This is a genomic window from Roseobacter fucihabitans (genome assembly GCF_014337925.2).
GTDB lineage: Bacteria > Pseudomonadota > Alphaproteobacteria > Rhodobacterales > Rhodobacteraceae > Roseobacter > Roseobacter fucihabitans.
The window spans coordinates 3,214,973-3,239,216 of sequence record NZ_CP143423.1; the positions used below are offsets into that span (position 1 = coordinate 3,214,973).

The following is a 24,244-nucleotide window of genomic DNA, read 5'->3' on the forward strand; positions in this document are numbered from 1 at the left end:
GTCCCCGCTGTCGCAGGCCTGCCTGGTGCAGGCTTTCGTTAACGCTAGTCAATCACGATATCGTTTGGCAAGGCTTTTTTGCACACGTGTGCAAAGCAATCTTCGGACTGTTGGAGTTTTGCGCAGTGGCTCGCATCACACACCCAAACCGCGTTTTTGAAGCATGTCTCCGCCAGGGAGCCATGGATGATTTTAGATCACAGAGTTACGGTAAAATACTGTTTTTAAATTGTTTAAGTGAAACACTTCTTTTACCTCTACGCCGTGAGGCGGTGGCATAAGCTCTGGTGGGCTTCCCGCCGTATGTGTGATTTTACGGCGATTTCAGCCATTTTAATTGGATGTGTATGGCATTCTGTGCGGCATGCTCTTGTCACGACAAATCGCTCCTCGCCACAGGGCACAGCGTAACCTAAAGGCGAATCGTTTGAGTTACGCAGGCCTGCAGACGCGTTGGTCAGACAAAAAGAGCTTTGGCGGCGGCAACGATCCCATCCCGCGACGGCAGAGTGGCGGCATAGGCCGGGCCAGTTGCGATAAAACTATCCGCGCCGGTCAGGCGGGCGGCGTTTTTGATATCATTTTCGAGCATCAACGCCATGAGGGCTTCGGCCTGACCTCCGGTGCGGCGACATTCATCCACGATCAGAACCCGCGCGCATCCGCTTATTGCCTCCAGCAGCGCCGCCTCGGGCAGCGGGGCCAGCCATCGCAGATCAACCACCCGCGTCTTGATGTTATCGGCATCCAACAGCGCCTGGGCCTGACGCGACAGATAGTGACCATTCCCGTAGGTCACGATCGCGAGGTCGCTGCCGCGCCCATGAACGCCCACGGACCCCAGCGGCAAGCGCGCATCAGGGGCCGGATATTGCGTCATCCACCCCCCATCCCCGTCTTTGTGCAGATCCCGCATGGGATAAAGCGCAATCGGCTCGACAAAGACGCAAACACGCTGCTCTTCGCGCGCCAGCCGGTGACATTCGCGCAGCATCTGCGCCGCCTCCGCCCCGCTGGACGGGCAGGCGATGATCAACCCCGGAATATCGCGCAGCACGGCCAGCGAGTTGTCATTGTGAAAATGCCCGCCGAACCCTTTTTGATACCCCAGCCCTGCAATACGCAGCACCATCGGATTGCTCCACTGGCCATTGGAGAAAAACGGCAGGGTCGCCGCTTCGCCGCGCAGCTGATCCTCGGCGTTATGCAAATAGGCGAGGAACTGGATTTCCGGCATCGGAATGAACCCGTTATGCGCCATGCCGATGGCCAGCCCCAGAATGGATTGTTCATCCAGAAGCGTGTCGATCACTCGGTCCGGGCCAAAGCGCGCCTGCAGCTTTTGCGTCACGCCGTAAACGCCGCCCTTGCGGCCAACGTCTTCGCCCATCACCAATGTCTCGGAGTGTTCCAGCATCAGATCGTGCAGCGCCCAGTTGATGAGGCGCGACATCGGTTGGGGTGTTTCCATCTGGGCGATATCCGCACCAAGGATGTCGCGGCGCGCCTTGGGGTCGGGACCGTTGGTGGGCGCACAAACGCGGGGGGTCGGGACAATGCTGGACATCACGTCTTGCGCAGATTTCAGATGGGGGCGTTTCGCAACGCCGCGGGCCTCGGCCTGGACCGCCGCCAATGTGTCCTGATATATTTGCAACAAGGTTTCGGGCTTGGCGGCCTGCATCGCGACAAGCAATCGCGCCGTGTGCAGCAGCGGGTCATTGGCCTCATCCGCTTCCACTTCGGCGCGCGGCAGATAACTGGTGGCGACATCAGCCCCCGCATGCCCATAAAGCCGCACCATGCGCAGGTGCAAAAACGCAGGCTTTCGCTTGGTTCTGACAAACTCTGCGGCCTCGGTTGTCACAGCGTAGGTGTCGCAAATGTCCAGACCATCGGCTTCGAAATACCGGATACCGGGGCGGTGCTGCGTGGAGGATTTGATCCAACCCGTCGGCGTCTTTGTTGAAATGCCGATCCCGTTATCTTCACAGACCATCAACAGCGGCAACGGCACACCCTGCACCGATGTCCAGCCCGCCGCATTGATCATCCCCTGCGCGGTCGAGTGATTGGCCGAGGCATCGCCAAAGGACACCATCGCAAGACCGTCGCGCGGCAAGATTTGATGCTCTGGCGCGCGGCGACGTGCAAGACCTATGCTGTAGGCCGCACCAAGGGCTTTGGGCAGATGGCTGGCGATGGTGGAGGTCTGCGGCGGGATCATCAGCGCGCGGCTGCCCAGCACCTTATGCCGCCCGCCGCTTGTGGGGTCCTCAGACGAACAGGCGAAACTCAACAGCATGTCGCGCATCATTCCCGCCTGCCCCGCCTGCGCCGCCCGTGCGATCTGAAACGCGGCGTCGCGGTAGTGCAGGAACGCGATATCATCGGGGCGCAGAGCCTGCGCCACCCCGGCCATGCCTTCATGACCCGAAGAGCCGATGGTGTAAAACCCCTGCCCCGCCCGCTGCATCGCACGGCTTTCGATGTCCAGCGCCCGGCTGAGCACCTGCGATTGATAGAGACTGCGCGCAACGTCATCGTCCAGTCCGCCTGTCGGCGCACGCCCTTCGGGAAAATCCTGTGCCGCGATACGGCGCAGGAAATTGTCATGAACGATCTGAACGCGGTCCATCAGGTACTCACTCTTGCCGTAAAACTCTTACGCGCCCGTCGTTCTTAGAAAAACGCCTGAATGCCGGTTTGCGCACGCCCCAGGATCAGCGCATGCACATCATGCGTGCCCTCATAGGTGTTCACCGTTTCAAGGTTCATCATATGACGCATCACCTGGAATTCACCGCTGATGCCGTTGCCTCCATGCATGTCACGTGACATCCGCGCGATGTCCAACGCCTTGCCGCAGTTGTTGCGCTTGATGATGCTGACCATCTCCGGCGCGGCATTCGCCTGATCCATCAGACGCCCCACCTGGAGCGAGGCTTGCAGCCCGAGAGAGATTTCCGTCATCATATCCGCCAGTTTCTTCTGGAATAACTGCGTGCCGGCCAGCGGCTTGCCGAATTGATGCCGGTCCAGCCCATATTGCCGCGCCGCATGCCAGCAGAATTCCGCAGCCCCCATCACGCCCCAGCTGATGCCGTAGCGCGCCCGGTTCAGACAGCCAAACGGCCCCTTGAGCCCTTGGACGTTGGGCAAAAGCGCCTCTTCGCTGACCTCAACACCGTCCATCACGATTTCACCGGTGATCGAGGCGCGTAAGGACAGTTTATTGCCGACCTTCGGCGCACTCAGACCCTTCATGCCTTTTTCAAGCACGAAGCCACGGATTTTGCCGCCATGCTCTTCGGACTTGGCCCAGACCACAAAAACATCCGCAATCGGTGAATTGGAAATCCACATCTTGGAGCCGGTCAGCTTATACCCGGTCGCCGTTTTCACAGCGCGGGTTTTCATACCCGCCGGGTCCGAGCCCGCATCCGGTTCGGTCAACCCGAAACAGCCGATCCATTCGCCCGAGCAGAGTTTGGGCAGGTATTTCTTGCGCTGCGCCTCTGAGCCATATGCGTAAATCGGATAGATCACGAGGCTCGATTGCACCGACATCATCGAGCGATACCCCGAATCGACGCGTTCGACCTCACGCGCCACGAGCCCGTAGGACACATAGGAGCCGCCAAGCCCGCCGTATTCTTCGGGGCAGGTCACCCCAAGCAAGCCCATGTCGCCCATTTCACGGAAAATCGACGCGTCAGTGGTTTCATTGGCAAAGGCATCAATGATGCGCGGTTGCAGCTTTTCCTGCGCATAAGCACGCGCGGAATCCTCGATCATGCGCTCGTCTTCTTCTAGTTGTTCTGACAAACGCAGCGGGTCAGACCACTCAAATGCCCCCAGATCGGGCGCGTCCTTGGCTTTCAAAATCGGGCTCTCGGCGTTCATTTTCGATCCTCTCGATAGATGGGGCCAACGTCGGCGTTGCTGTATTATTGCAAACCGGAAGGCAAAAGACTAACGATGCTTTATCCTGCAATTCATGAGAAAAAATCATATGACCGTGCCGCGTCGCTATTTGCCCTCCATCTCGGCGCTTGTCGCCTTCGAGGCCGTCGCGCGCCTTGGCAGCGCCACGCTGGCCGCCCGGGAACTCTCACTGACGCAGAGTGCGATCAGCCGACAACTCAAGGCACTCGAGGACCAGATCGGTGTCACTCTCCTGCTGCGTCAGGGTCGCGGGTTTGCGCTCACGCCAAAAGGACATGACTACCTGCGCGATGTTCGCAACGTTCTGCAACGCTTGGGGCAGGCCACAATTTCGGCGCAAAGCGATACCGAAAGCGGCATGCTGAACCTCGCGATCCTGCCCGCTTTCGGGATGCATTGGCTGGCACCGCGACTGCGCGATTTCGCGCGCCGTCATCCCGAAGTGACGGTGAATCTCTCGACGCGATTGGCACCCTTTGATTTTCACGCCACCTCCTTTGACGCAGCGATCCATTTCGGACGCAGGGATTGGCCAAAGGTCAGCTATCTGCCGCTACTGCCCGAAACGGTGGTCCCGGTCTGCGCGCCCGCCCTGATCGCCACACCGCTGAGCGACCCACATGATATCCTGCAATACGATCTGTTGCACCTTGACACACGCCCCCAGGGCTGGGTCCGCTGGATGCGCGCCTTGGGCCTGGAGGCCAACCTGCCGCCGGGGATGGTCTTTGATCAGTTCTCGACCATGGCGCAGGCGGCCATCCATGGGCTGGGCATCGCGCTTTTGCCGACCTTCGTCGCCGAACCTTACCTTTCCAGCGGGCAATTGGCCCTGGCGTCCCAGCGTACATCCGAGAGCATCGGAAGCTATTATCTGGTCTGGCCAAAGGACCGGCAGGACGCAAAGGCATTGACGTCTTTTCGCGACTGGTTGGCGGGCGCGCCAGACAGCCCCGCGGACCGCCCGGATCCATCTGGCCGCGACTGAGGGCATCAAGACGTCAAAGGCGGGGGATCAGCAGGCATCGCTCTGCGCCACCAATGGCACGATCAAGGCAGATCCGGCGGCACGATTCGAGTTCACCGCTCGATCCACGCGATGCATTTTCAAGCCCCCCTCATCCGTCGCCCGCATCAGCCTGGCAGCACCATGCCCGGCTTCGCCCAGCCACAGCGGCCAATCTTCTGGCTGTACGATCACCGGCATGCGGTGGTGGATTTTGGCCATGTCCCGATTCGCCGCCGTTGTGACCAGCGCACAACTGCGCAGGGCCTCCCCTTCGGGGTTTTGCCATTCCTGCCAGATCGCCGCCATCACCAGCACATCGCCTTGGGCTGGTGACATATACCAGGGGTTGCGTTGCCCGTCAGGAGACTTCGTCCACTCATAAAACCCACTGGCGATCACCAAAGCCCGGCGCCTGCGCGCGGCTTGCGAAAAGGCGGGCTTTTCGGCGATGGTTTCAGCCCGCGCATTGATCAGCAACGGGCCATCGTTGAGCGTCTTGTACCAATGCGGCACGAAGCCCCAGCGCATGGAGGTCAAACGGCGTGGCCCGTCCAAGGCACCACAGACCACATGGATTTGATCGGTCGGGCAGATATTGTAATTGGGCACCGATGGCAGGTCATTGCCCGGTTGCGCGCCAAACATTTGCGCCATCGCATCGCTGGGCAGGGTCAGGGCAAGCCGTCCGCACATGATTGAAACCTCGCCAGTTCGCGTGCTCTTGTTCACAGCTCCGATAAGTCAAAAAACGCGCCCAAAACAGATGTGGGCGCGCCGCAGTGGTCAAATCGCCCCTGTTATTTTTCCGTAATGCGCCCGTCGGTGTAGGGCGTGTAGGGTCCCTTGGCGGCCAGGAATTCCGCCGTCACATCCGCCAGATCCGGTCCGAAATCATATGCGTTTTCGGCCGTCTTGAACATATCATACCCATCCCCACCGTTGCGGACATAGTCATTGGACACAACGGAATAGACCTTGGCCGGATCGATCGGCGCACCGCCAACCATCACATCGCTGATCCGGCTGCCCGCGGGTTGGGACACATCAAAGGCAAAGCTCATGCCCGCCACTTGCGGGAAGCGTCCGGCCCCCTCTTCATGCTCGCTGACACCGTTTTCCAGGGCCGCGATGATCGTTTCACCGGTGACGTCGAATGTGCTCAACGTGTTCTGAAACGGCAAAACCGTCAGGACTTCGCCCATGGTCACCTTGCCGGCATCAATGCTCGCACGGATTCCGCCACTGTTCTGAAACGCGATTTGGACGCCCTGATCCTTGACCCGCGCCAGCATGGCATCGGCAATCAGATTGCCCATGGCACATTCGCGCGCGCGGCAATCCTCGCGCACACCCACGATTTCAGCCGCGGTTTCCGCGACGACCTGATTGCGGATCTTTTCGAGCGGTTCGGCGGCCTGTGCGATACGGGCCTGCGTATCGGCATCAGGTGTGATCGTGGCATCCATGATGATCGGCTCGCCCACGGCCTGCGTGATGTTGCCAGCCTCATCAAAGGTAACGTTCAATTCACCCAGAAACTTGCCATAGGCATAGGCCTGCACAATGGCCGTTTCGCCCACCATCGTCGGATAGGGACCCGCCGCGCGGTCATTGGTGTTGGACAGCAGAGAATTGGAATGCCCGCCCACGATCACATCCACACCCGTCGTCTCAGCCGCCACGCGCTGATCCGTGCGATAGCCCGAATGGCTCAGCACGATGATCTTGTTGATGCCCTCAGTCGTGAGCCGATCAACCTCGCCCTGTACCGCCGCAACCGGATCGGAGAAGGTGATGTTATCGCCCGGAGAGGCCAGTTCGTCCGTATCCTCGGGGGTCAGCCCGATCAGGCCGATCTTTTCGCCGCCCCGTTCGATCACCGTCGATTTCGCCAGCTTATCGGCCAAAAGCGGTTCGCGCGACACATCCGCGTTGGACATCAGCACCGGGAAGTTCACCGCATCCATGAACCCGCGCAGCACTTCGGGGCCATCATCGAACTCGTGATTACCCACGGTCATGCCGTCATAGCCAAGCTTGTTCATCATCTCGGCGGCCAAGGCCCCCTTGTAATAGGTGTAAAACAGCGTGCCCTGGAACTGATCGCCCCCATCCACGAGGATGGCATTGTCCGAACGCGCACGTGCCTCGGCAATGGCCGTCACAAGCCGCGCCGAGCCGCCGAAACATTCGCCCGCCACGTCATCCTCGGATGAACAGCCGCTGTCATATTTGCTGATCGGTTCAAAGCGTGCGTGGAAATCATTCGTGTGCAGGATCGTCAGCTTGTATTCTGCAGCTGCCATCCCGCTGGTGAGCGCAAGTGCGGCCGTGGCCGTCAGGAATCGTTTCATGTTTTTCCCCTGGTTTGAATTCTGCGGATATGGTGGCGTTTGAGGGTGCCGGTGTCAAAGCCTCTATGCGGTGTGACCCAGCGTCAGGGTGCGGCGATTAAGCTTTGAGCGCGCCCTTGACCGCGCCGGGTGTGCAGGGCATCACAAATCCCATGATGATATACAAGATTTTCCGCGCCGGTGAATGGGCCGCCCTGCGTGACAACGGGCAAACTGCCGGTGCTCCGATTGATATTGCCGATGGCTATGTGCATTTTTCGACCGCTGCGCAGGCGGCTCAAACGGCGGCGAAACATTTTGCCGGTGAGAAAGATTTGATGCTTCTGGCCGTCGAGACAGAGCGGCTGGCGGATGATCTGAAATGGGAAAAATCGCGGGGCGATCAATTGTTCCCCCATCTCTATCGTGCGTTGCAGATGGGGGATGTTTCATGGGCGCAACCGTTGCCGCTCAAGGGTGGGATGCACCAATTCCCGGCAGGCCTTGAAGATGCCAGCACATGAAACAGGTTCTGGAACAGATCGGCCTGCGCGCCCTGCGCCGGATGGACCCGGAGGACGCTCATGGTTGGGCGATCAAGGCCTTGCAAAACCGGCTCGCGCCTGCACCCGGACCCTTGACGTCGGATCGTTTGAAAACGCGTGTGGCCGGGATCGATATGCCCAACCCGATTGGTCTGGCCGCAGGGTTTGACAAGAACGCAGAGGCCGTCACGCCCTTGTCGAAGGCGGGTTTCGGGTTTCTGGAGGTCGGTGCGGCCACACCGCAACCGCAACCGGGCAATGAAAAACCGCGGCTGTTTCGTCTGGGCGCGGACGGCGCGGCGATCAACCGCTTCGGCTTCAACAACGACGGTATGGAGACCATCGGCGCGCGGCTGAAATCTGCGTGCGCGGCGGTGCCCGTGGGCATCAATCTGGGTGCAAATAAAACCAGCGCGGACCGCGCGGCGGATTTTGCCACAGTCATGGCACATCTGGGCGCAGATGTGGATTTCGCCACGGTGAACGTCTCCTCGCCCAACACTGAAAAACTGCGTGACTTGCAGGGGCCCGCAGCCCTTGCAGCACTACTTGATGGCGTCATGCAGGTGCGCGGTACCACACCGGTGTTTTTGAAAATCGCGCCCGACCTCAGCGAGAGCGAGATCGCCGATATTGCCGTCGTGGCGCGCGATGCAAGGGTCGATGCGATCATCGCGACCAATACGACGCTGTCGCGCGAGGGTCTGCGCAGTGAGCATGCACCCCAGGCCGGGGGGCTGTCTGGACAGCCGCTGTTTATCCGCTCTACGCGTGTGCTGGCGCAGCTGTCCGCGCAAACCGATATCCCGCTGATCGGGGTTGGTGGTGTGGGCTCAGCCCAGCAGGCCTATGCCAAGATCTGCGCAGGGGCGAGCGCCGTGCAGCTTTACACCGCACTGGTTTATGGCGGGTTGTCGTTGGTTGGCGATATCGTCACCGGTCTGGATCGCCTTTTGGCGCGCGATGGGTTTGCTTCGGTTCAAGACGCTGTGGGCAGCCGCCGCGCGGATTGGCTCTGAGCGCTACCGCGCTTGTGCCGACGCCTCCAAAGCCGGATATCGCAGCCCCAATGTGACCCCGCGCGCGACAAAGGAAATCAACAGCGCCATCCACAGACCGTGATTGCCAAAAAGCGGCAACAGCATGAAAATCGCCGCCCAATAGATGACAAAGCTGAGCGCCATCATGTTGCGCATGTCCTTGCTGCGCGTGGCCCCGATGAAGATACCATCCAGCATCCAGGCCGCGCAGCCCGCAAGGGGGGCCGCGACCATATAGGGCAGGAATTGACGGGCCGATGCCTGAACCTCGGGGTCTTTGGCCATCACATCGATCAGCCAGCCGCCCGCGAGCGCAAAACCGACGGCCATCAGAACGCAGATCGCCAGGCCCCACATCGACGTCAAAAGCGCACTGCGCCTGACATAGGCCGGGTCCCCGCGACCAATCGCACGCGCAATCAGGGTTTCGGCAGCAAAGGCAAAACCATCCATCGCATAGGCTGTGATATACATGAATTGCACCAGTACCGCATTGCCCGCGAGGGTCACGTCGCCAAATTTTGCACCGAGGAAGTTGATCGACAGAAAAATGATCATCAGCATCGCCGAGCGCAGCAGGATGTCGGTGTTCAGCACGGCCATGCGGATCAATTTCACCCGGTCCAGAACACGCGGCCAGTCACGCCAGTCGGGCCTTTGAAAGGCGCTGCGGCAGAACCACAGCCCCAAGGCGGCGCCGGTCAATTCCGCAATGACGGTGGCAATGGCGACGCCCGGCACACCCCACTCAAACACCAGCACAAACAGCAGATCGAGCAGGATGTTGGTGCCGTTCATCACCAGTTGCACCCAGAACACGCCCGCCGTGCGTTCCATCGCCACCAGCCAGCCGGTCAGCGCATAGACGGCGATGGCAGCGGGGGCCGTCCAGATGCGAATGGTCAAATACGTCCAGGCGAGGCTTTCCACCTCTTCACTGGCAGGTGCCAGGCGCAAAGCCCCCCAGAAAATCAGGGGTTGCAAGATGATCAGCATGAAACCGCCCGCCAATGCAACCAGCAGGGCGCGGGTCAGCCAGGCGGAAACCTCCGCTTTGTCCCCCGCCCCCTCGGCCTGCCCGACAAGGCCAACCGTCCCCATGCGCAGGAAACCGAATATCCAATAGATGGTGGTCAGGATGATCGCACCCAGGGCAACGGCCCCGATGGGCGCGGCCTCGCCCAATTGCCCGACCACGCCCACATCAACCGCCCCAAGGATCGGCACCGTCGCATTGGACAAGACGATGGGCAGGGCAATTTTCAAAACCCGCCGATGGGTAATGGCCATGGGCGGGTTTGTCGCGCTGTCAGTCACGACGTTGAGGCATCAGAAAGTGACCCGTCGCCTGGGCGAACAGGCGATTGCGATTATCCTGCCACGCCTCGACATGAACCGAAGCGTAACGCCGCCCAGACCGGTTGATCCGCGCCCGCGCATAGGCGTCGCGCGGCAATCCCGATCGAAGGTAATCCGTTGAAAAGTCGATTGTTTTCGGTAGCCGTGGCAGACCACCTGATTTGAGCGTATCGGTATCGATCGCGCCGGACTCGACGTCCTCCCACAGATAGGTCCAGCTCAGCGTGATAATTGAGGTGACTTCCAGAAAGGCCGCCGTGACGCCGCCGTGGATCGCCGGCAGCATCGGATTTCCAATCAACTTTTGGTCAAACGGCAAAACGCCGGTCAATTCATCGCCTTTACGCTCAAATTGCATGCCCAGATATTGAATATAGGGCACCCCCTCAACGAGCGCGCGCAGCGTCGCATCGCGGCGTTGCTTGATCACCTGAACCGGTTCGGGCGGGCGTCGCGGCGCTTTCATCGGGTGCCCTCCACGGTGAAGGCGCCGGTGGCGGCTGCGACCGGATTGCCAGTATCCGCATCCGTCGCCGTGGCACGCACAAAGGCCACGGTGCGGGTCACATGATAACAAGTTGCACGAGCCGTGATCGCCTGTCCGGGGGTCGCCGCACGCATGTAATCGATGCGTAAATCGATGGTGGCCGTGCCGCCGGGGCTTGCCGGGTGGCTCATCACCGCCGCGCCACAACAGGTATCCATCAGCGCCGATACCGCACCGCCGTGGATCACACCCGTTTCCGGATCCCCAACCAGCTTGTCATCATAGGGCATTTCGATCTCGGCAGTGCCTTCCCCCATATCGGTCAAGCGCATCCCCAAGGCCTTGCTATGCGGGATCGCCTCAATGAACTGTCTTGCGATGTCGGTTTTAGTTGCCATGGTCTGTGCTCCGATCAGGCTGGTCCCGGATGTTGCTGCGCCCCTTATCGTCCCAGACTGGCATGGAGAGCAAGAGTGACGGTTGCGCTCGACAAGATAGCGTCCTAGCCTGCGCATAGGGAGACAGATCGCATGACAGAGCCGCGCCTGACATTCAAGGAAATGTGCGCCAAGTTTGAGGTGACCCCGCGGACTTTGCGTTACTACGAATACATCGAATTGCTGCAACCCGAACGGGACGGCCGTGCGCGGTACTACGGTCCCCGAGAGAGCGCACGCATGAAGCTTATCCTGCGGGGACGAAAATTCGGATTTCAGCTCGAAGATATCCGGCAGTGGCTGCTGATCTATGAAAATGAAGGCACGGCGGCGCAGATGTCGGCCTGGGTCGATCTGGCCGATGGTCAGCTCAGAGAACTGGCGGAGCAACGCGCGCAATTGGACGAAGCCATGCAGGAGTTGCGCGATCTGCGCGAAGAGGTCGCGGGCGAAATAAACAAGACCTGACACCTTCGGGCTTACTGTTTACCCTCCTATTGATAACGACATCAGCGCCGCGATTGAGTGCAAACAGAGTGTTTTGAATCGCCATTATCTCATTTTCTCCTAGTCACGGCCAAAGTGACGTGACGTTCGGGTTACGTAAACGTCAGCGAATATTGTAGCCCAGAGTGCAGACCCTATCTGTGCCGCGACCCGATAGTGAAGTGAGAGTAAAGATGACCGAAGAATTTATGACCATCCGCCAGATGTGTGACGCCTTCGAGGTAACCCCGCGGACGTTGCGCTTTTACGAATCCAAGGAATTGCTGTTTCCGATCCGCGAAGGCCAGAAGCGGCTGTTCACACGGCGCGATCGCGCGCGCCTGAAGCTGATCCTGCGTGGCAAACGTTTCGGCATCAGCCTCGAAGAACTGCGCCAGCTGCTGGATCTTTATGATCTGGGCGATCAACAGCAGACCCAGGTCCAGGCCTCCTATGACGTAGGGTGCAAACGCCTTGCCGAACTGGAAAGCCAGCGCGATGCGTTGAACGACGCAATTGAAGATTTGAAAAAACAGCTCGAATGGGGTGCCGAGATGATCGCCTCCATGCAAGCCCCGCGCAGCGCCGCCGAATAACGCCAACCCATTTCGATTTCAGGGAGATAAACCAGATGCCCCGTTACACCGCCCCGACCAAAGACATGCAATTCGTTCTCCATGATGTGCTCAAAGTCGCAGAGCAAAACATCCCGGGTTACGAGGATCTGGAGGCCGATTTCACCGCCGCCATTCTGGAAGAGGCCGGAAGGCTGACCTCAGAAGTGGTCGCGCCGTTGAACCGCATCGGTGATACCGAAGGCTGCACTCTGGAAAACGGTATCGTGCGCACGCCCACCGGGTTCAAGGACGCCTTCGCAAAGGTCAAAGAGGGCGGCTGGCCCGGTCTGGACATGCCCGAAGAATACGGCGGGCAAAACATGCCGATCGTCATCGGCACGGCTGTGGGCGAGATGTTCTCCTCCGCCAATATGGCCTTCACCATGTATCAGGGCCTGACGCACGGCGCGGCCTCGGCGATCCTGGCGCATGGCAGTGACGCACAGAAAGACACTTACCTGCCCAATATGGTGTCCTGTGACTGGACCGGCACGATGAACCTAACCGAACCGCATTGCGGCACCGATCTCGGCCTGATGCGCACCAAGGCCGAACCCCAAGAGGACGGCAGCTATAAAATCACCGGACAGAAAATCTTCATCTCCGCGGGTGAACATGACATGGCCGATAACATCATCCACCTGGTGCTCGCCAAAATCACCGGTGCCCCCGATGGCATCAAGGGCGTCTCCCTCTTCATTGTTCCAAAAATATGCGTGAACGACGATGGCTCCCTCGGCGCACGTAATGCTGTCGCGGTCGGCAACATCGAAGAAAAAATGGGCATCCACGGCAATTCCACCTGCGTGATGAACTACGACGGGGCTACCGGATATCTGCTGGGCGAAGAGCACAAAGGCATGCGCGCCATGTTCACCATGATGAACGAAGCCCGTCTCGGTGTCGGCATGCAAGGCATGTCCCAGGCCGAAGCCGCCTATCAGAACGCGCTGGATTACGCCAAGGACCGGCTTCAGGGCCGCGACGTGACGGGCGAGAAAAACCCCGACGGGCCCGCCGATCCGCTGATCGTGCATCCCGACATCCGCCGGTCGCTGATGGATCAAAAGAGCTTTGCCGAGGGCGCGCGCGCCTTTATCCTCTGGGGCTCGACGCTGCTGGATGCCTCACACCGCGCTGATGATGCGGCCGCCGAAGGGCTGGTGTCGCTACTGACACCCGTGATCAAGGGTTTCCTGACCGACCAGGGATATGACATGACCATCAAGGCCCAGCAGGTTTACGGCGGACATGGTTACATCGAGGAATGGGGTATGTCGCAATTCACCCGCGATAGCCGCATCGCCATGATCTATGAGGGAGCAAACGGCGTGCAGGCGCTGGACCTTGTGGGCCGCAAACTGGCGCAGGACGGGGGCAAACATGTCATGGCTTTCTTTGATCTGGTCAAAACCTTCATCAAGGAAAACGCCGGACAGGACGCGGATTTCGACGCGCAGTTCCTCGAACCGCTCAAGACCGCGAGCAAAGATTTGCAAGCGGCGGGGATGTATTTCATGCAAAACGGTATGAAGAACCCTAATAATGCACTCTCGGGCTCCTATGATTTCATGCATATGTTCGGGCATGTTTGTCTTGGTCTGATGTGGGCGAGGATGGGCAAGGCCGCGATGGTGGCGCTTGAAGGCGGCGCATCCGACGTCGCGTTCTATGAGACAAAGCTGCATACCGGGCGCTATTACATGGCACGTCAATTGCCTGCGACGGCCCTGCATCTGAGCCGGATCCAGAGCGGTGCCGAAACCGTCATGGCGCTGGAAGCGGCGCATTTTTGAACGACGGAACTATGCCTACCCGTTGATCACGCGGGACGCGCCCATGACGCCTCTAGTTGAGAGGTCTGGAGGTGCAAAGGCCAGCATCACGACACTCATTGGCTGGCGCGCAAGCCGCGCCGGCGCAGATAAAGACGACACACACGGGGGGGGTAGCGGATGCACGACGGTTCACATGGCACTTCCGGCTGGATGACCGAAGAACACAGCATGATTGCGCAGATGACCGCGCAATTCATCACCAATGAATGGGCTCCCAAATTCGACAAATGGCGCAAGCAGGGCCAGATGGACCGGGACACCTGGGCACAGGCCGGTGAGTTGGGCCTTCTATGTCCGTCCGTGCCCGAAGAATACGGCGGACCGGGGGGCGATTTCGGCCATGAAGCCGCAATCCTGATCGAGGCCTCGCGCGCCAATCTGGCCAGTTGGGGGCACGGCATCCATTCGGGCATCGTGGCACATTATGTGCTGGCCTATGGCACGGAAGATCAGAAAAAACGCTGGTTGCCCAAAATGATATCGGGCGAGTTGGTCGGCGCGCTGGCCATGACCGAACCCTCGACCGGCTCGGATGTGCAGCGCATCAAGACCCGCGCGATCCGCGATGGCAATGCCTACCGTCTGTCGGGGCAAAAGACCTTCATCACCAACGGGCAACACGCCAATCTGATCATCGTCGCCGCCAAAACAGACCCCGCCGAGGGCTCCAAGGGCGTGTCGCTGGTGATCGTTGAAACCGACGAAGCGCAGGGCTTCGCGCGGGGGCGCAACCTCGAAAAAATCGGCCTGCATGCCGCCGATACCTCTGAGCTGTTTTTCGATGACGTCGAAATCCCACCCGAAAACATCCTTGGCGGCGAGGAAGGCCAGGGCTTTTATCAGATGATGCGGCAACTCCCCCAGGAGCGGTTGATCATCGGGTGCGGCGCGGTCGGTGCCATGGAAGGGGCCGTTGCGCGCACCATCGCCTATTGCAAGGAGCGCGAAGCTTTTGGCGGGCCGTTGACACAATTCCAGAACACCCGGTTCAAACTGGCGGAATGCAAAACCCGCACCACCGTGGCGCGTGCTTTCCTTGATCAATGCATCCAAGAGCATCTGCGCGGTGAATTGAGCGTCGAAAAGGCCGCCATGAGCAAATATTGGCTCACCGATACGCAATGCGAAGTGCTGGATGAATGCGTGCAGTTGCACGGCGGCTATGGTTTCATGCAGGAATATGCGGTGGCAGAAATGTGGGCCGACGCGCGCGTGCAGCGGATTTACGGCGGGACGAATGAAATCATGAAAGAACTGATTGCGAGGACCCTATGACGATCAAACTCTATTGCTTTGGTGAAAGCGGCAACGCCTATAAGGCGGCGCTGGCGCTTGAATTGTCGGGTCTCGACTGGAACGCGATCAAGGTCGATTTCTTTGGCGGGGAATCCCGCACGCCCGAGTACCGCGCAGAGATCAACAGCATGGGCGAAGTCCCGGTGATGGTGGATGGCGATATCCGTTTGACACAATCGGGTGTTATTCAGGATTACGTGGCCGAGAAGTCGGGCAAGTTCGGCGGCAAGGACGCGCAGGAACGGCGGGAAATTCTGCGCTGGGTGCTGTGGGACAATCACAAGCTCAGTTCGGTCATTGGGCCGACCCGCTTTCTGATGCACTTCCTGCCCGAGGACAAGCGCCCGCAGGAGGTCATCACCTTTAATCAGGGTCGTCTGAAGGCCGCTTACGCCGTTCTCAACGACCACCTTGAGGGGCGTGACTGGATCGTGGGTAACGGGATCACCAACGCGGATCTCAGCTGCTGCGGCTATCTCTATTACCCGGAACACTTCGGGTTTGAGCGCGCCGACTGGCCCCATATTGATGCCTGGCTGACGCGACTTTCCGATACGCCGGGCTGGAAACACCCCTATGATCTGATGCCCGGCAGCCCTGCTGATAGGAAATAGAAAGATGTCATTGGTTTACTGCTGCGAACGCTCACATCTCTCAATTCGAGTCCTTTGCTTGGACCCGGGTAATCTAAGACAGCGGCTGCCGCTTGCATGGGAAGCAGGGCATTGCGCCATTTCCGAAAATGAACTGCCGGAGACCGCATTGCAAGGGCGCAAAAACATCCCGTCTTTGCGCCAATTCTTTACCCAAAAACAGTCCTCGATTTTCGGATCAGCCCGTGCCAGCGTGCGCAGGAAACACGAAACAACTTTGATCCAAGTTGCACAACAAATGCTCCAACCCGACACAATTATCCGTGACGCGTTTGATAGCCAGTTACAGGAAGAAACGTTATGACCGAAGCCTATATCTATGACGCCCTGCGCACCCCCCGCGGCAAGGGTCGCAAGGACGGCAGCCTGCATGAGGTGACATCGTTGCGCCTCTCCGCGCTGACGTTGAACGCATTGAAAACGCGCAACAATCTGGAAGGACACGCCGTAGAAGACGTGATCTGGGGCAATGTCACGCAGGTCATGGAACAGGGCGGGTGCCTGGCGCGTTCTGCCGTGCTGGCCTCCGATCTGGACGAACGCATCCCCGGTCTGGCGATCAACCGGTTTTGCGCGTCGGGCATGGAGGCCGTCAATCTGGCCGCCAATCAGGTGCGCGGCGGTGCCGGTGACGCCTATATCGCAGGCGGCGTCGAGATGATGGGTCGCGTGGCGATGGGGGCGGACGGCGCGGCGATTGCCGTGGACCCGACGCTGGCGATGGAAAAATACTTCGTCCCGCAAGGCATCAGCGCGGATATCATCGCGACGGAATACGGGTTCAGCCGGGATGATGCGGACCAATTGGCCGTGGAATCGCAACGCCGCGCCAAAGCCGCCTGGGACGACAAACGGTTCGCTAAATCCGTGATCGCCATTCACGACCAAAACGGCCTGCCCATTCTGGATCACGACGAATACATGCGCCCGCAGACCGACATGCAAAGCCTCGGCGCTTTGAATCCCGCGTTTCAGGCCATGGGCGAGGTCATGCCCGGTTTCGACAAGGTCGCGCTGATGAAATATCCCCACCTTGAGAAGATCAACCACATCCACCACGCAGGCAATTCATCCGGCATCGTGGACGGTGCCGCGGCCATTTTGATCGGGTCCAAAGCCTTTGGCGAGAAATACGGCCTTAAACCGCGCGCGCGCATACGTGCCACAGCAAAAATCGGCACCGATCCGACGATCATGTTGACCGGACCGGTGCCAGTGACGGAAAAAATCCTCGCTGACAACGGCATGAGCATCAAGGACATCGACCTGTTTGAGGTCAATGAGGCCTTTGCCGCGGTCGTCTTGCGCTTCATGCAGGCCTTTGATGTCGAAAGCGAAAAGGTGAACGTCAATGGGGGGTCGATTGCAATGGGCCACCCGCTGGGGGCAACTGGTGCAATGATCATCGGCACATTGCTGGATGAAATGGAACGCGCGGATAAGGCAGTGGGGCTGGCCACGCTTTGTATCGCATCGGGGATGGGAGCCGCGACAATTATTGAGCGGGTCTGAACCATGACCGGGGACGATGCCAAAGCTATCTATCAGGAAACGCTGGATGTTTTGTCGGGCGCCGTCATGTGTGGCGATACGGATATGGCGCTGGCACGGATCAAGCTGCCGCATTTGTTGCGCACGCTCAGCAGTGAAACAATCGTTGAGACAAAAGACGATCTGATCACAGAGTTGGCGACCTTTGTCGCGGCCCTCAAAGGGCAAGGCACGACCAATCTGGTACGCTTGGTGGTTGATGCGGAGTTTCTGAGTGACAACTATATCGCCGGACATCACATGACCCATACGTTGCGCGATGCCACCCCCGTGATGGCAAGTTATGCCAGCCGGATGGTGCTCGCGCGCGACAAGAACGTTTGGAAAGTCCTGGAGGTCGACAGCATGTTGAACAACCTCCACTGGCCGATCTATATTCCGCGCGTCAGGCAGGATGCAGCGAATAAAACCCCTCCACCGCGACCCCAAAACGACATACGCAGCCAGGGCATTGACCCTTTGACGTTTTATCAGAGGTTCATAGACGCGCTTTCTTTGGCCAATAATCAGAATGACTTCGAGCTTTATTGCAGCCATCTGATGTTTCCTCATTCCTCCCACACGGAAGCGTCAGACACGATTATTTCTTGTCCCGAAGACGTGAGGCCGTTCTTTGATATGCTTCAGGAAACGCTCCGGGCTAAGGGTTGCGATCGCCTCGAGCGGCGCGGCGAAAGTGCAGAATTCATCTCAAACGATCTGATCTGTGGCTATCACAGCACGGAAATGATGGCGGGTGACGTGCTGCGGTTTGGGCCGGTCAGATCCCGCATGGTGTTGCAGCGCATCGCCGGCCGTTGGCATCTGAAATCTGTGACCTATTCCCTGCAAAATTCGACATTCCCCTATAACGAGCCGGTGCCATCTGATGCGCTGGTGACCCTTAGAACAATTCAGGAAAGGACCCGGCTATGACCGAGTTTACCATGACAACCGACGGCGACGGCATTGCCACCATCACCTGGGACGTGCCCGGCAAATCCATGAATGTGATGTCCTTTGAAGGGCTGGCGCAGATCGAGGATCTGATGGACCAGGCCATCGGGGATGAGGCAGTGAAGGGCATCATTCTGACCTCCGGCAAGGAGGGTTCTTTTGCCGGTGGCATGGACCTCAACCTGATCGCGAAAATGCGCGATGAAGCCGGTGACAACCCGGCCAAGGGTCTTTTTGAAGGTACGATGAAAATGCACGCCCTGCTGCGCAAAATCGAACGCGCAGGCATGGACCCCAAGACGCTCAAAGGCGGCAAGCCGATTGCAACAGTCCTGCCGGGTACGGCTCTGGGCATTGGTTTGGAACTGCCACTTTCGACGCATCGCATTTTTGCGGCCACCAACCCCAAGGCCAAGATCGGGTTGCCCGAAATCATGGTCGGGATTTTCCCCGGAGCGGGCGGGACGACCCGTCTGGTGCGTAAACTGGGGGCCATGGGAGCCTCGCCCTTCCTGCTGGAGGGCAAGCTGGTGGCCCCAACCGCAGCCAAGGCCGCAGGTCTGATCGACGCCGTGTCCGATGATCCGATGGCGGATGCGCGCGCATGGGTGTTGAACGCCAAGGACGCCGATCTGGTCAAACCCTGGGATGCCAAGGGCTATAAAATGCCCGGCGGTGCGCCCTATCACCCGGCGGGTTTCATGACCTTTGTCGGTGCCTCCGCCATGGTGAACGGCAAGACGCAAGGGGTTTACCCGGCGGCCAAGGCGCTGCTCTCTGCGGTCTATGAGGGGGCGATGGTTCCGTTTGATACCGCGCTCAAGATCGAGGCGCGTTGGTTCACCTCTGTTCTGCTCAACCCCTCTTCCGAGGCGATGATCCGTTCGCTTTTTATCAACAAGGAAGCGTTGGAAAAAGGTGCAGTCCGCCCTGCGGATGTGGCGGATCAGCGCGTCAGGAAACTGGGTGTTCTGGGCGCGGGCATGATGGGGGCGGGCATCACATTGGTGTCGGTTCAGGCTGGCATCGAAGTGGTGCTGATCGACCAGAACCAGGAAGCTGCTGAGCGTGGCAAGGCCTATACGGCGAATTTTGCCGACAAAGGCATCGCGCGCAGGAAGACCACGCCGGAAAAGAAAGAGCAGTTGCTTAATCTGATCACCGCGACCACGGATCTTAATGCGCTCAAAGGATGCGATCTGATCATCGAGGCGGTGTTTGAGGACCCCAAGGTCAAGGCCGAGATGACCCAAAAAGTCGAAGCGGTGATCCCAGAGGATTGCATCTTTGCCTCCAACACCTCCACCCTGCCGATCACCGAATTGGCCAAGGCCTCCAGCCGCCCCGAGCAATTCATCGGCATCCATTTTTTCTCCCCTGTTGAAAAAATGCTGCTGGTCGAAATCATCAAGGGTAAGGGCACCGGGGACCGCGCCGTCGCCAAGGCCCTCGATTATGTGCGCCAGATCCGCAAGACGCCGATTGTCGTCAATGACGCGCGGTTCTTTTATGCCAACCGCTGCATCATCCCCTATATCAACGAGGGCATTCGCATGGTGGCCGAGGGCGTGGCCCCCGCGCTCATCGAAAACGCCGCGCGTCTGGTGGGCATGCCGCTGGGGCCGTTGCAACTGGTCGATGAAACCTCGATTGATCTGGGAGCAAAAATCGCCCGCGCCACCAAGGCCGCGATGGGCGATGCGTATCCCGACGGGGCCGTGGATGATGTCATCTTCTGGATGGAGGGTGAAAACCGTCTGGGGCGCAAAACAGCTGCTGGGTTTTATACCTATGACGAAAAGGGCAAGCGTCAGGTTCTGTGGAGCGGGCTTGGCGAGAAGTACCCGCTCGCAGACGGGCAGCCCGATCTGATCGACGTTCAACACCGGCTGCTGTTCTCGCAGACACTTGAAGCCGTGCGCGCCTTGGAAGAAGGCGTGTTGATGGACATCCGCGAAGGCGATGTCGGCGCCATTCTGGGCTGGGGGTTTGCGCCCTGGTCCGGGGGGCCGCTGAGCTGGCTCGATATGATCGGCGCACCCTACGCCGCCGAACGGTGTGATCAGTTGAGCGCGGCACATGGGTCCCGCTTTACTTGCCCGGACCTGCTGCGCGACGTAGCGGCCAAGGGACAAAGCTTCTACGGGCGTTTTGGCAAGACATCCGTCGCAGCCTGAGCACGTCTCAAAAGGAGACACGGCCTGTTTCATTGCTACAAATACCTGATGTTTGCTGATAGGCAGACATCGGGGGTGGTGATCGCTACCGCAAAATCGCTTTCGAACAGTGGCACGATCCGCGAAGAATGCTCAATCGGATCTCGTCAGATGTCGCGTGATCCCTTACTGATACGCTTCTAAAAGGCCCGTTGTTTTAGGGAGCCTGCGTTGCCTTCAGCGCCCTGGCCCTGAGCCACTCTGATCACTAAGGGCCTGGCGTAGAAAGACACAGACCGGATGAGCTCGCCCCGTTTGGCGCGACAAGTGCCGCCGCCTCATCCCTGTCACATCTCAGGCAGCATAAAGCCTCATTCGCGAAGAAATCACTGCCTAAGCCTCCTTGCGTTATGGAAGGTCCCGGGATCAACAGGATGCATTCCCTCCTTCACGACCTCATGTCGAAAAAGTCTCCGCAATTGTATGACAATTCGCTTTTCAAATTTCCCAAATCCAATATCCTGCGTTCTGCGATGGGGTGACACGGGAAGCGAAGGGAAATCAAATGGGCTGGATGAGTGACGAAAACGGCTTGGACAAATGCGCCGCGAATTACACCCCCCTGACACCCTTGTCCCATCTGCGACGCGCATCGCATGTTTTTGCCCAGCGGCTTGCCATGGTTTACGGGGAGGAGCACCGCGTTACTTATGCGCAATATCACGAACGCTGTACGCGGCTGGCGTGCGCATTGTCCGGCAAGGGCATCGCGCCCGGCGATGTGGTTGCCACCCTGATCCCGAATGTCCCCGCGCAGATCGAGGCGCATTTTGGCGTTCCCGCCTGTGGTGGCGTGCTCAATACCATCAACACCCGGCTGGATGTGGACACGGTCGCTTATATTCTGAGGCATGGCGAAGCTAAGCTTATTCTGGTCGATAGCCAGTTTCTGCAATTGGCCGAAGCCGCTTGTGCGCAAATGGACGGTCCCAAACCGACCTTAATCGAGGTCCCCGACGTTGCAGCCGGACATCCCGCTTCGGGGCGTTTTGAAACCTATGAGGACATGTTGGCGGGCGCTGATCCGAGTTTTGAGTGGATCATGCCGCAAGACGAATGGGAAAGCCTTGCGCTGAATTATACCTCCGGGACCACCGGGCGCCCCAAGGGGGTCGTGTACCATCATCGCGGGGCTTACCTTATGACGATGGGGACGGTGGTCAGCTGGCGCATGGTGCTGCATCCGATCTATCTGACCATCGTACCGCTGTTTCACTGCAACGGTTGGAACCATAGCTGGATGATGCCGCTGATCGGCGGCACGGTCGTATGCTGCCGTGACATTACCGCACCCGCCATCTTTGATGCCATCGCCGATGAAGGCGTCACGCATCTTGGCGGTGCCCCTATTGTGTTGAATATGCTGGTGAACGCGCCGGAAACCGAGCGGCGCAAGTTCGATCATCAGGTGGAGGTGTTCACCGCCGGCGCCCCGCCCGCCCCGGCCACCTTGAGCAAGATTGAAACCCTCGGGTTTAATGTGACGCAGGTTTACGGGCTAACCGAAACCTATGGCCATGTGACCGAATGCATATGGCGCGGGGAGGACTGGGACGCGCTGGAAAAACCCGCGCGTGCGGCGATCAAAGCCCGCCAGGGTGTGGCATTCCCGATGATGGAAGACATCACCGTGATGGACGCACAGATGCGCCAGATTCCGATGGATGGGACGTGCAAGGGAGAGATCATGATCCGGGGGAATTCGGTCATGAAGGGGTATTTCAAGAACCCTGACGCCACGCGGGAGGCCTTTGAGGGGGGGTATTTTCATTCCGGTGACATCGCCGTTCAGCATGGCGATGGGTATATGCAGATTGCGGATCGCGCCAAGGACATCATCATTTCGGGAGGAGAAAATATTTCATCCGTTGAGGTTGAGGGGGTGTTGATGGAGCATGATGATGTGTTGCTGGCAGCCGTCGTGGCCAAACCGGATGACAAATGGGGCGAGGTGCCTTGCGCCTTTGTCGAGTTGAAGCCCGGAACAAGGCCGGATGCGGCGGCGCTGATTGCCTTTGCGCGTGGCAAGCTCGCCGGTTTCAAGGCGCCAAAGGCGATTGTATTTGAGGAGTTGCCCAAGACTTCCACCGGCAAGATCCAGAAATTCGAATTGCGCAAGAAGGCGCAGATGTTGGATTAGGACAAGGAAGGTGGCCTGAAGCCCACCTTACGGCGCCCCATTGTATGACCCGGTGCAAGTGGTAAGTTGTCGTCAAAGTAAAATGAGCAGTATCAGCATCCGTCATGACGGCTTTGAAGAAATACGACCGGCTTGAGGCCAGCGGTCTGTGGCGCGCGTCACCGCAGAGCCAGCGGCGTGAGGTCATCGTGTCCATCGGCGATGCCACCCTGATGATTTCTGATTTGCGGGATCGGCCAATCACCCATTGGTCATTGGCGGCGATCGAGCGGGCCAATCCAGGCAAGCGACCGGCGCTTTACCATCCCGATGGGGACCCTGGTGAGACGCTTGAGTTGGACGCAGGCGAGCATCAGATGATCGATGCCATCGAAAAGCTGCGCCGTGCGGTCGAGCGCGCCCGGCCCCGGCCCGGTCGGTTGCGCTGGTTTGGTATGACGCTTTCGATGGCGCTTGTTCTGGCAGCGGGCATTTTCTGGCTGCCGCAGGCGTTGATCACCCACACGCTGAGTGTTGTCCCCCAGGTCAAGCGCGTCGAGATCGGCAACGCGTTGCTGGCCCGTATCGAGCGCATGACCGGGCCTGCCTGTGCCAACCCCGCGGGGCTCCGAGCATTGACAACCCTGCGTGCCAGGCTTGGCACGGACCGGCTGAGTATCATGCCCGGTGCCACACAAACGAGCTTGTACCTGCCCGGCGGGCACATCCTTTTGAACCGCGCCCTGGTCGAGGATTTTGAGGAACCCGATGTGGTGGCGGGCTATGCGGTGGTAGCCCAGAGCCAGTCACGGTTGCACGATCCGTTGCGCGACCTGCTGGAAGTCAGCGGCACCTGGGCGAGTTTTCAATTGGTGACCACAGGCGCATTGCAACGCGAAACACTGGACGCCTATGCGGAATATCTGCTGACACAGGCGCGGGTCGAACCGGAGCCAGAGGTGCTTGTGGGGGTATTCTCGCAGGCGCAGGTCAGAAGCACGCCCTATGCCTATGCCCGCGACATCAGCGGGGAAAGCGTGCTGCCCCTGATCGAGGCGGACCCCTTGGCGGGCAAGCCTGCCAAGGCGCTGTTGAGTGATGCGGATTGGTTGCGACTACAAGGCATTTGCGGCGGCTGATCTGGCACAGGTGGTGGTGTTTATCGCTTAGAACAGCGTCTGGTTTTGCCCGCTTTATCTGAGTAGGTGGGATCGATACCCTACAAAGGTCGCCGGGTGTCGGGCAGAAACTGTAGGGACCATGATCACCCACGGACCTGCAAATGCGCTTTCGACGCGATGCGCGCAAAGCAGGCCCCATTCCCGGATCCAACACAAAGGCCCCGACACGCGCTGGGTCAAGACGCAGGCGAAG

General features: G+C 59.2%; 21 protein-coding genes. 14 read left to right on the forward strand and 7 right to left on the reverse strand.

Features of this window, described 5'->3' with window-relative positions:
• Positions 1–457 precede the first annotated feature (457 nt).
• Together ROLI_RS15805 and ROLI_RS15810 are read right to left on the reverse strand one after the other, a co-directional pair.
• Positions 458–2,638, reverse strand: coding sequence for a thiamine pyrophosphate-dependent enzyme (locus ROLI_RS15805; RefSeq protein WP_187429449.1), 2,181 nt, complete (start codon positions 2,636–2,638; stop codon positions 458–460).
• Positions 2,639–2,682: 44 nt separating this feature from the next.
• Complete coding sequence (locus tag ROLI_RS15810) at positions 2,683–3,906, reverse strand: acyl-CoA dehydrogenase (RefSeq protein ID WP_187429450.1); 1,224 nt, start codon at positions 3,904–3,906, stop codon at positions 2,683–2,685.
• A gap of 109 nt (positions 3,907–4,015) precedes the next feature.
• Between ROLI_RS15810 and ROLI_RS15815 the strand changes: the two genes are divergently transcribed.
• Positions 4,016–4,936 carry a LysR substrate-binding domain-containing protein gene (locus ROLI_RS15815; RefSeq protein WP_187429486.1) on the forward strand — a complete coding sequence of 307 codons (921 nt, stop codon included), beginning with the start codon at positions 4,016–4,018 and terminating at the stop codon, positions 4,934–4,936.
• Positions 4,937–4,963: 27 nt separating this feature from the next.
• Here the strand turns inward: ROLI_RS15815 and ROLI_RS15820 are convergent, their stop codons facing one another.
• Both ROLI_RS15820 and ROLI_RS15825 read right to left on the reverse strand, forming a co-directional pair.
• A complete protein-coding gene (locus ROLI_RS15820; protein ID WP_187429451.1) occupies positions 4,964–5,650 on the reverse strand; it encodes an SOS response-associated peptidase in 687 nt (228 codons plus the stop codon).
• 104 nt (positions 5,651–5,754) lie between these two features.
• A complete protein-coding gene (locus ROLI_RS15825) occupies positions 5,755–7,311 on the reverse strand; it encodes a bifunctional UDP-sugar hydrolase/5'-nucleotidase (protein ID WP_187429452.1) in 1,557 nt (518 codons plus the stop codon).
• Positions 7,312–7,463: 152 nt separating this feature from the next.
• Between ROLI_RS15825 and ROLI_RS15830 the strand changes: the two genes are divergently transcribed.
• Both ROLI_RS15830 and ROLI_RS15835 read left to right on the forward strand, forming a co-directional pair.
• Positions 7,464–7,814, forward strand: a complete 351-nt coding sequence (locus ROLI_RS15830; protein WP_187429453.1) for a DUF952 domain-containing protein — start codon at positions 7,464–7,466, stop codon at positions 7,812–7,814.
• On the forward strand, positions 7,811–8,854 hold the full coding sequence (locus ROLI_RS15835; protein WP_187429454.1) for a quinone-dependent dihydroorotate dehydrogenase: 1,044 nt from the start codon (positions 7,811–7,813) through the stop codon (positions 8,852–8,854). Before ROLI_RS15830 ends, ROLI_RS15835 begins: the two co-directional genes overlap by 4 nt.
• 3 nt (positions 8,855–8,857) lie before the next feature.
• Here the strand turns inward: ROLI_RS15835 and ROLI_RS15840 are convergent, their stop codons facing one another.
• From ROLI_RS15840 to ROLI_RS15850, 3 genes are read right to left on the reverse strand one after another with little or no spacing between them, the layout of a single operon-like run.
• Positions 8,858–10,165 (reverse strand): MATE family efflux transporter, encoded by a 1,308-nt coding sequence (locus ROLI_RS15840; protein ID WP_187429455.1) that lies wholly within the window; start codon positions 10,163–10,165, stop codon positions 8,858–8,860.
• A gap of 19 nt (positions 10,166–10,184) precedes the next feature.
• Complete coding sequence (locus tag ROLI_RS15845) at positions 10,185–10,700, reverse strand: PaaI family thioesterase (protein ID WP_187429456.1); 516 nt, start codon at positions 10,698–10,700, stop codon at positions 10,185–10,187.
• Complete coding sequence (locus ROLI_RS15850; protein WP_187429457.1) at positions 10,697–11,119, reverse strand: PaaI family thioesterase; 423 nt, start codon at positions 11,117–11,119, stop codon at positions 10,697–10,699. Before ROLI_RS15850 ends, ROLI_RS15845 begins: the two co-directional genes overlap by 4 nt.
• 132 nt (positions 11,120–11,251) lie before the next feature.
• Between ROLI_RS15850 and ROLI_RS15855 the strand changes: the two genes are divergently transcribed.
• The 11 genes from ROLI_RS15855 (at position 11,252) to ROLI_RS15905 (ending at position 24,009) form a co-directional block, all read left to right on the forward strand.
• The gene (locus ROLI_RS15855; RefSeq protein WP_187429458.1) at positions 11,252–11,626 is read left to right on the forward strand and encodes a MerR family DNA-binding transcriptional regulator; all 375 of its coding nucleotides are present in this window, start codon (positions 11,252–11,254) and stop codon (positions 11,624–11,626) included.
• 212 nt (positions 11,627–11,838) lie between these two features.
• On the forward strand, positions 11,839–12,240 hold the full coding sequence (locus ROLI_RS15860) for a MerR family DNA-binding transcriptional regulator (protein WP_187429459.1): 402 nt from the start codon (positions 11,839–11,841) through the stop codon (positions 12,238–12,240).
• 35 nt (positions 12,241–12,275) lie between these two features.
• On the forward strand, positions 12,276–14,057 hold the full coding sequence (locus tag ROLI_RS15865; protein WP_187429460.1) for an acyl-CoA dehydrogenase C-terminal domain-containing protein: 1,782 nt from the start codon (positions 12,276–12,278) through the stop codon (positions 14,055–14,057).
• A gap of 159 nt (positions 14,058–14,216) precedes the next feature.
• The gene (locus ROLI_RS15870) at positions 14,217–15,374 is read left to right on the forward strand and encodes an acyl-CoA dehydrogenase family protein (protein ID WP_262386445.1); all 1,158 of its coding nucleotides are present in this window, start codon (positions 14,217–14,219) and stop codon (positions 15,372–15,374) included.
• Positions 15,371–16,009: a glutathione S-transferase family protein gene (locus ROLI_RS15875; RefSeq protein ID WP_187429461.1), complete on the forward strand. Its 639-nt coding sequence runs from the start codon at positions 15,371–15,373 to the stop codon at positions 16,007–16,009. Before ROLI_RS15870 ends, ROLI_RS15875 begins: the two co-directional genes overlap by 4 nt.
• Positions 16,010–16,013: 4 nt before the next feature.
• Entirely contained in the window at positions 16,014–16,352 is a 339-nt protein-coding gene (locus tag ROLI_RS15880) for a hypothetical protein (RefSeq protein ID WP_187429462.1), read from the forward strand.
• A complete protein-coding gene (locus ROLI_RS15885; RefSeq protein ID WP_187429463.1) occupies positions 16,349–17,560 on the forward strand; it encodes an acetyl-CoA C-acetyltransferase in 1,212 nt (403 codons plus the stop codon). The genes ROLI_RS15880 and ROLI_RS15885 overlap by 4 nt, the downstream gene beginning before the upstream one ends.
• Before the next feature lie 3 nt (positions 17,561–17,563).
• Positions 17,564–18,514 carry a hypothetical protein gene (locus ROLI_RS15890; protein WP_187429464.1) on the forward strand — a complete coding sequence of 317 codons (951 nt, stop codon included), beginning with the start codon at positions 17,564–17,566 and terminating at the stop codon, positions 18,512–18,514.
• Positions 18,511–20,712 (forward strand): 3-hydroxyacyl-CoA dehydrogenase NAD-binding domain-containing protein, encoded by a 2,202-nt coding sequence (locus tag ROLI_RS15895; protein WP_187429465.1) that lies wholly within the window; start codon positions 18,511–18,513, stop codon positions 20,710–20,712. The genes ROLI_RS15890 and ROLI_RS15895 overlap by 4 nt, the downstream gene beginning before the upstream one ends.
• A 544-nt stretch (positions 20,713–21,256) precedes the next feature.
• A complete protein-coding gene (locus ROLI_RS15900) occupies positions 21,257–22,891 on the forward strand; it encodes an AMP-binding protein (RefSeq protein WP_187429488.1) in 1,635 nt (544 codons plus the stop codon).
• Positions 22,892–22,995: 104 nt separating this feature from the next.
• Positions 22,996–24,009 carry a hypothetical protein gene (locus ROLI_RS15905; RefSeq protein ID WP_187429466.1) on the forward strand — a complete coding sequence of 338 codons (1,014 nt, stop codon included), beginning with the start codon at positions 22,996–22,998 and terminating at the stop codon, positions 24,007–24,009.
• Positions 24,010–24,244 lie beyond the last annotated feature (235 nt).

Coding starts and splice junctions, on each gene's coding strand:
- ROLI_RS15825 (WP_187429452.1), bottom strand. CDS start 7,311: ATGAAACGATTCCTGACGGCCACGGCCGCACTTGCGCTCACCAGCGGG.
- ROLI_RS15840 (WP_187429455.1), bottom strand. CDS start 10,165: ATGGCCATTACCCATCGGCGGGTTTTGAAAATTGCCCTGCCCATCGTC.
- ROLI_RS15805 (WP_187429449.1), bottom strand. CDS start 2,638: ATGGACCGCGTTCAGATCGTTCATGACAATTTCCTGCGCCGTATCGCG.
- ROLI_RS15830 (WP_187429453.1), top strand. CDS start 7,464: ATGATGATATACAAGATTTTCCGCGCCGGTGAATGGGCCGCCCTGCGT.
- ROLI_RS15880 (WP_187429462.1), top strand. CDS start 16,014: ATGTCATTGGTTTACTGCTGCGAACGCTCACATCTCTCAATTCGAGTC.
- ROLI_RS15895 (WP_187429465.1), top strand. CDS start 18,511: ATGACCGAGTTTACCATGACAACCGACGGCGACGGCATTGCCACCATC.
- ROLI_RS15860 (WP_187429459.1), top strand. CDS start 11,839: ATGACCGAAGAATTTATGACCATCCGCCAGATGTGTGACGCCTTCGAG.
- ROLI_RS15855 (WP_187429458.1), top strand. CDS start 11,252: ATGACAGAGCCGCGCCTGACATTCAAGGAAATGTGCGCCAAGTTTGAG.
- ROLI_RS15820 (WP_187429451.1), bottom strand. CDS start 5,650: ATGTGCGGACGGCTTGCCCTGACCCTGCCCAGCGATGCGATGGCGCAA.
- ROLI_RS15905 (WP_187429466.1), top strand. CDS start 22,996: ATGACGGCTTTGAAGAAATACGACCGGCTTGAGGCCAGCGGTCTGTGG.
- ROLI_RS15870 (WP_262386445.1), top strand. CDS start 14,217: ATGCACGACGGTTCACATGGCACTTCCGGCTGGATGACCGAAGAACAC.
- ROLI_RS15815 (WP_187429486.1), top strand. CDS start 4,016: ATGACCGTGCCGCGTCGCTATTTGCCCTCCATCTCGGCGCTTGTCGCC.
- ROLI_RS15875 (WP_187429461.1), top strand. CDS start 15,371: ATGACGATCAAACTCTATTGCTTTGGTGAAAGCGGCAACGCCTATAAG.
- ROLI_RS15890 (WP_187429464.1), top strand. CDS start 17,564: ATGACCGGGGACGATGCCAAAGCTATCTATCAGGAAACGCTGGATGTT.
- ROLI_RS15845 (WP_187429456.1), bottom strand. CDS start 10,700: ATGAAAGCGCCGCGACGCCCGCCCGAACCGGTTCAGGTGATCAAGCAA.
- ROLI_RS15850 (WP_187429457.1), bottom strand. CDS start 11,119: ATGGCAACTAAAACCGACATCGCAAGACAGTTCATTGAGGCGATCCCG.
- ROLI_RS15885 (WP_187429463.1), top strand. CDS start 16,349: ATGACCGAAGCCTATATCTATGACGCCCTGCGCACCCCCCGCGGCAAG.
- ROLI_RS15835 (WP_187429454.1), top strand. CDS start 7,811: ATGAAACAGGTTCTGGAACAGATCGGCCTGCGCGCCCTGCGCCGGATG.
- ROLI_RS15810 (WP_187429450.1), bottom strand. CDS start 3,906: ATGAACGCCGAGAGCCCGATTTTGAAAGCCAAGGACGCGCCCGATCTG.
- ROLI_RS15900 (WP_187429488.1), top strand. CDS start 21,257: ATGGGCTGGATGAGTGACGAAAACGGCTTGGACAAATGCGCCGCGAAT.
- ROLI_RS15865 (WP_187429460.1), top strand. CDS start 12,276: ATGCCCCGTTACACCGCCCCGACCAAAGACATGCAATTCGTTCTCCAT.